This is a genomic window from Mycobacterium sp. 1165178.9 (assembly GCF_001673555.1).
Lineage (GTDB): Bacteria > Actinomycetota > Actinomycetes > Mycobacteriales > Mycobacteriaceae > Mycobacterium.
On sequence record NZ_LZMB01000395.1, the window covers coordinates 1 to 6,208 of the forward strand.

The window sequence follows — 6,208 nt, forward strand, 5'->3', positions numbered from 1 at the left end:
GCCAGCGGAAAGCTCGGTCAGCACAACGGCTTACCGGCATCCATCATCGTCACCACCACACTGGCCGAGCTCGAAGCCGCCGCCGGCAAAGGCCTCACCGGCGGGGGCGCCCTAATACCCATGTCCGACGTCATCCGCCTGGCCCGACACGCCCACCATTACCTGGCCATCTTCGACCACGGCAAAGCGCTGGCGCTCTATCACACCAAACGCCTGGCCTCACCGGGCCAACGCATTGTCCTGCACGCCAAAGACCGCGGCTGCACCGCCCCGGGCTGCGACGTCGCCGGCTACTACTGCGAAGTCCACCACGTCGCAGACTGGGCACACACCCACCGCACCGCCATCGACCAACTCACCCTGACCTGCGGCCCCCACCACCGCCTCCTCGACAACGGCTGGACCACCCGACAACGCCACAACGGCGACACCGAATGGATCCCACCCGCACACCTCGACCGCGGCCAACCCCGCACAAACACCTTCCACCACCCCGAAAAGCTACTGGCGGACGAAGACGACGACGGCCCGTAGCGCCGGATCCCTTGATCCGCTGCCGCGCCAGCAGGTAGCGTAGTGCTGCCAATTACGAAACTATGCGTAGCGTAATTGGCTTTCAGCGAACGAGAGGATCTGCTTGATGCGCAGCCGCTACGCCGGCGATCCCTTCACCACACCCACGCCCGAGATCGCTGCCGCGCTAGAGGATGTCAGCGTCCCCACGCTGTTGCTCTCGCTCGTCCATATCACCAGCGACCCACGGTTCATCCGCGACTTCAAACAGATGGGCATTTTCCTCAACGAGGTCCAGGGATTCATGTCCGAGGAGGATAAGGCGCGGGCCCGCAGCGAAGCCGTGTCGGTGATCGCCGAGTATCGGGACCGCGGTTGCCCCGAACCGCAGGCGCTGAGCCCCGAACTCATCAGGGAGATGATGGATTGGGCGGCGTGCGAGCACGTTCCGGACGACTATCTGTCGCTGGTTTCCGAAGAGCTCGACCTTGACGGCATCGATCCTCGGCGCCCTGCCGCGTTGCCGGCCGAGCGCGCCGCTGAGCTTCCGGTCTTGGTTGTCGGGTGTGGCGAATCCGGCATCCTCGCCGGGGTCCGCCTCAAGCAGGCCAACATTCCGTTCCTCATTGTGGAGAAGAACGCGGGCCCCGGCGGAACCTGGTGGGAGAACACGTATCCCGGGGCACGGGTGGATGTGGCCAACCATTTCTATTGCTACAGCTTCGAACCCAACAATGACTGGACACACTTCTTCGCCGAGCAATACGAGCTGCAGGACTATTTCACCAAGGTCATCGACAGACACGACCTGGCTGAGCACGTGCGTTGGCGGACCGAGGTTCTCGCGGCCGAATGGCACGACGATGACGGTACCTGGAGTATCTCGCTGCGCGCGGCCGACGGCCAGATGACGGTCGTGCAGGCACGTGCGCTCATCACCGCGGTCGGCCAGCTGAACCGTCCCAACCTTCCCGGCTTTGACGGAGCGGATACCTTCCAGGGACCGTCATTTCACTCAGCGGCCTGGGATCACTCGGTAGACCTGAAAGGCAAACGGGTCGCGCTTGTCGGCGCGGGTGCCAGCGGTTTCCAGATCGCTCCGGCGATCGCCGGTGAGGTCGAGCACCTCAGCGTGTTCCAGCGGACCGCGCAGTGGATGTTTCCCAACCCGATGTATCACGACGAGGTCGCCGACGGTGTGCGCTGGGCGATGCGTCATCTTCCGTTCTATGGGAGGTGGTACCGCTTTCTGGTGCTGTGGCCCGGCTCGGACAAAGGTCTGGATGCCGCCGAAGGCGACCCCGGCTACGCCGACCAGGATCACGCCGTCAGCGACATCAATGCCGCCGCGCACATGATGTTTTCGCAATGGATCACCAGCCAGGTCAGCGAAGATGCCGACCTGTTGGCCAAGGTGATGCCCGACTATCCCGCATGCGGCAAACGAACGCTGCAGGACAACGGCAGCTGGCTACAAACGCTGCAGCGCGACAATGTCGACTTGGTGCGCACGGCCATCGAGAAGATCACGCCACAGGGCATCGTCACCGTTGACGGTGTGTCTCATGACGTCGACATCATCGTGTACGCCACCGGGTTTCGGCACACCGACGTGCTGTGGCCGCTGAAAGTCACCGGGCGAAACGGCACCGACCTGCATGAGATGTGGGGGAGCAGGCCGTATGCCTACCTCGGGATCACCGTCCCGCAATTCCCCAACTTCTTCATTGTTTACGGGCCGGGAACACACCTGGCCCACGGCGGCAGCCTCATTTTCCAGTCCGAACTGCAGATGCGCTACGTCGACCAGTGCCTGGCGCGACTGGCCGAAACCAACGTGCATTCCATCGAACCCCAACCGGAAGCCGCCACCGATTGGCACCGGCGGACCCAGACACAGATCAAGAAGATGGTGTGGTCGCATCCGGCCGTCAAGCACTCGTACTTCAAGAATGCCGACGGAGAGATCCACACCGTCAGCCCATGGCGTCTCAACGAATACTGGTCGGCGGTGCGCGAGCCCGATTGGTCACGGTTTGTAGTGCGAACGAAAGATCACGCGCAACACGGAAAGTGAGCACGTCAATATGCGCACCGTAGTCGTCGATGGGCCCCGCAGCATCCGGGTCGACACCCGTCCTGATCCAACCCTGCCCGGACCCAACGGGGCGATTGTCGAGGTGACCGCAGCCGGTATCTGCGGATCCGACCTGCACTTCTACGAGGCCGACTTTCCGATGCCCGACCCGATCGCACTCGGCCACGAAGCCATTGGCACCGTGGTCGAAGCCGGTCCGGAGGTGCGCGACGTCAAAGTCGGCGACCAGGTCATGGTGTCATCGGTGACCGGCTGCGGCGCGTGCGCCGGATGCGCGACCCGCGATCCGGTGATGTGCCACTCCGGCTTTCAGATCTTCGGTGGCGGTGTGCTCGGCGGCGCGCAGGCCGACCTGCTCGCGGTGCCCGCGGCCGATTTCCAGCTGCGCAAGATGCCCGAGGGTATCAGCACCGAGCAGGCGCTGCTGCTCACCGACAACCTGGCCACCGGCTGGGCCGCGGCGCAGCGGGCTGATATTCCGTTCGGTGGCACGGTGGCGGTGATCGGCCTGGGCGCGGTTGGCCTGTGCTCGCTGCGCAGCGCGCTGTTCCAAGGCGCAGCAACGGTTTTCGCTGTCGATCAGGTTGACGGGCGGCTGGATCGCGCCGCCCGCTGGGGTGCGACACCCCTGAAAGCTCCGGCGCTCGAGGGTATCCTCGCCGCCACCGGTGGCCGCGGTGCCGACGCGGTGATCGACGCCGTCGCCACGGACGCCTCCCTGACCGATGCGCTCAACGCGGTGCGGCCCGGCGGCACCGTCTCCGTTGTGGGGGTGCACGACATGAATCCGTTCCCCCTCAACGCCCTGGGCTGCCTGATCCGCAGCACGACGATGCGATTCACCACGGCACCGGTGCAACGCACCTGGCCGGAATTGATTCCGCTCCTGCGGTCGGGCCGCCTCGATGTCGACGGCATCTTCACCACCGAAATGCCTTTGGACGAAGCGGCCAAGGGCTACGCCACGGCGGAGTCGCGAACCGGCGACGACGTGAAGATTCTGCTGAAACCCTAGTCCGTCATCTGGTGCCCGTGATGTATTGCGACCGCATGAAACTGTCGATCTTCGCATCGACCTCCGGCGGGGTCATGCCATAGCCGGCTTGCAGGTCGAGCGTGCTGCGCACGGGTTCGACGGCCCACGCATGGGCCGCGAGCCACGCCGCCGGATCCGACTGGGGTTCATAGGTCAGCGCCGAAAAGTCCACGTTGCCCGACTTATTGACCCCCGGGTGATTCGTCTCCAGAGCATTGAGCTGGTCGTGATCGAGTCGCGATCCCAGCGCACCGATGGCGATCCGGCTGCCGGGTGCGCTGAGCCCGCTGATTCGGGTGAAGAGCGCATGCTGTGCCTCGTCGGTCAGGTACGGCAGCAGCCCCTCCACCGACCAGGCACTCGGACTCTCCACGTCAAAACCGGCCGCTTCCAACGGTCGCGACCAGTCGGTGCGCAAATCGGCGGCGACCTCGATCCGACGGGCCTTGGGGGTAGCACCGTGTTCTGCGAGAACCCGGGTCTTGAATTCGAGGACCTTCGGCAGATCAAGCTCGAAAACTTTGGTTCCTTCCGGCCATGGAAGCCGATACGCGCGCGAATCGAGCCCGGCGGCGACGATCACCGCCTGCCGGATGCCCGCCGCACCGGCGGTGTCGAAGAAGTCGTCGAAGAACCGGGTCTGAACGCCGTACAGGCGGGGAAATGCCGTCTCGTCGTCGGAGGTACCCGGATTGGCAAGCACCCCGGCCAAATACGGGTCCCGCGATGCGTCGATGAAGACTTTCGCGTATTCGTCGCGCACCAATGGCTGCGGGCTCATGGCATGCAGCGCACGCCATCCCGCCACCAGCAGCGCGGTATATCCGACGCCGCTGACGATGTCCCAGGTGTCGTCGTCGGAACGGAGCGACCCGAATTCGGGTGTCGTGCTCATGGTTGTCCCTCCCGTCGACGCGGACCTGAAGCCAGCGTTTCCAAGGTACCCGCCGAGCCGGTTTCAGAGCTCCAAAAGCACCGTTACGGGACCGTCGTTCACCAATTCGACCCGCATGTTCGCACCGAACACACCGGCCTGCACCTCGGCGCCGAGTTGCCGCAACGCCTCGGCGAACTCCGCCACCAGAGGCTCGGCGATCCCGCCCGGAGCGGCCGCATTCCATGATGGGCGGCGGCCCTTGGCGGTGTCGGCGTACAACGTGAACTGACTGATGACCAGAACGGGGGCATTGACATCGGACGCGGAGCGCTCATCGGCGAGAATCCTTAGCTGCCAGAGCTTCTCGGCGAGCTTCCGCGCCTTCTCGCGATCGTCGCCATGGGTGACGCCGACCAATGCCACGAGGCCCTGGCCTATCGGGCGGATGGCCCCGACCACTGTGCCCTCGACCGTGACCGTCGCCGACGAGACCCGTTGCACCAACACCCGCATGGGCCTCGATGGTGCCAGATTGGCCTAGTGGAGGTTGGGTACGCTCACTGGGTGTCTGTCCTCGTCGCGTTTTCCGTCACCCCCATGGGGGTGGGTGAGGGTGTCGGCGAGATTGTCGCCGAAGCGGTTCGAGTGGTTCGCGATTCCGGGCTGCCCAATAAGACGGATGCGATGTTCACCGTGATCGAAGGCGAAACCTGGGCGGAGGTCATGGCCGTGGTGCAGCGCGCGGTCGAGGCCGTGGCAGCCCGCGCGCCCAGAGTCAGCACGGTGATCAAGGCGGATTGGCGCGCCGGAACCAGCGACGCGATGACGCAGAAGGTCGCCACCGTCGAGCGCTACCTCGCCGAGAGTTAGTCCCGCATCGCCGATCGAAACGCCTCCGCGGCCGCATCACCATGAACGGCGAACACCACCTTGCGCAGCGAACCCGGTTGGTGCCGCCGGACGGCGTCGACCATCAGCCGCGCCGCCTCGTCAAGCGGAAAGCCGCCCACACCGGTGCCGAAGGCCACCAGCCCGAGCGAGCGGCAACCGAGCTCGTCGGCCTTGCGCAGCGTCGAGGCCGTGGCCGCGGCGATGATGTCGGCGGAGGTTGGGCCGCCAAGTTCCATCGTCGCGGCGTGGATGACGTAGCGCGCCGGCATGTCGCCGGCCGTGGTCTCGACCGCCTCACCAAGCCCGATCGGTGCCTTCTCGGTCGATTCCCGCTGCACGTCTGGCCCGCCCGCGCGCGCGATCGCCGCCGCGACGCCGCCCCCGTGGCGCAGCTGGGTATTGGCCGCGTTGGTGATCGCGTCGAGTTCGAGCTTGGTGACATCGGCCTCAAGTACCTCTAACTCGATCATGGGCTCATTGTCCTCGGAATGAATGTCCTCTGAACCCATGCGTAGGCTCGGGGCGGTGAGCGCACGCGCAGGAATCGTTGTCACCGGAACCGAAGTCCTCACCGGACGGGTCCAAGATGCGAATGGGCCCTGGATCGCCGACCGCCTGCTGGAGCTGGGCGTCGAGCTGGCCCACATCACCATCTGCGGCGACCGGCCCGCGGACATCGAAGCGCAGCTTCGGTTTCTTGCCGATCAGGGTGTGGACCTGATCGTCACCAGCGGCGGCCTGGGGCCGACGGCCGACGATATGACCGTCGAAGTGGTCGCCCGGTTCTGCGAAC

The 6,208-nt window shown here is 65.2% G+C and carries 8 protein-coding genes; 5 read left to right on the forward strand and 3 right to left on the reverse strand.

The window, feature by feature from the left end; all coding sequences use genetic code 11:
* The 3 genes from A5652_RS17230 to A5652_RS17240 form a co-directional block, all read left to right on the forward strand.
* The coding region (locus A5652_RS17230; RefSeq protein WP_156745395.1) for an HNH endonuclease signature motif containing protein at positions 1–534 on the forward strand (534 nt) is incomplete at its 5' end.
* Positions 535–640: 106 nt separating this feature from the next.
* Entirely contained in the window at positions 641–2,590 is a 1,950-nt protein-coding gene (locus A5652_RS17235; protein ID WP_067353875.1) for an NAD(P)/FAD-dependent oxidoreductase, read from the forward strand.
* A gap of 10 nt (positions 2,591–2,600) precedes the next feature.
* Positions 2,601–3,626 carry an alcohol dehydrogenase catalytic domain-containing protein gene (locus A5652_RS17240; protein ID WP_067353877.1) on the forward strand — a complete coding sequence of 342 codons (1,026 nt, stop codon included), beginning with the start codon at positions 2,601–2,603 and terminating at the stop codon, positions 3,624–3,626.
* Between the two features lie 4 nt (positions 3,627–3,630).
* Here A5652_RS17240 and A5652_RS17245 read toward each other — a convergent pair whose 3' ends face one another.
* Positions 3,631–4,542 carry a class I SAM-dependent methyltransferase gene (locus tag A5652_RS17245; RefSeq protein WP_067353881.1) on the reverse strand — a complete coding sequence of 304 codons (912 nt, stop codon included), beginning with the start codon at positions 4,540–4,542 and terminating at the stop codon, positions 3,631–3,633.
* 63 nt (positions 4,543–4,605) lie between these two features.
* Entirely contained in the window at positions 4,606–5,037 is a 432-nt protein-coding gene (dtd, locus tag A5652_RS17250) for a D-aminoacyl-tRNA deacylase (RefSeq protein ID WP_067353885.1), read from the reverse strand.
* Positions 5,038–5,088: 51 nt separating this feature from the next.
* Between dtd and A5652_RS17255 the strand changes: the two genes are divergently transcribed.
* Entirely contained in the window at positions 5,089–5,394 is a 306-nt protein-coding gene (locus A5652_RS17255) for an MTH1187 family thiamine-binding protein (protein ID WP_067353889.1), read from the forward strand.
* On the opposite strand, the gene A5652_RS17260 is transcribed toward A5652_RS17255, so the two are convergent.
* On the reverse strand, positions 5,391–5,885 hold the full coding sequence (locus A5652_RS17260) for a macro domain-containing protein (protein ID WP_067353891.1): 495 nt from the start codon (positions 5,883–5,885) through the stop codon (positions 5,391–5,393). The two genes, A5652_RS17255 and A5652_RS17260, sit on opposite strands and share 4 nt — an antisense overlap.
* A 37-nt stretch (positions 5,886–5,922) precedes the next feature.
* On the opposite strand from A5652_RS17260, the gene A5652_RS17265 reads away from it, so the two are divergent.
* Positions 5,923–6,208: molybdopterin-binding protein (locus tag A5652_RS17265; protein ID WP_255361853.1), on the forward strand; the 286-nt coding region annotated here is incomplete at its 3' end.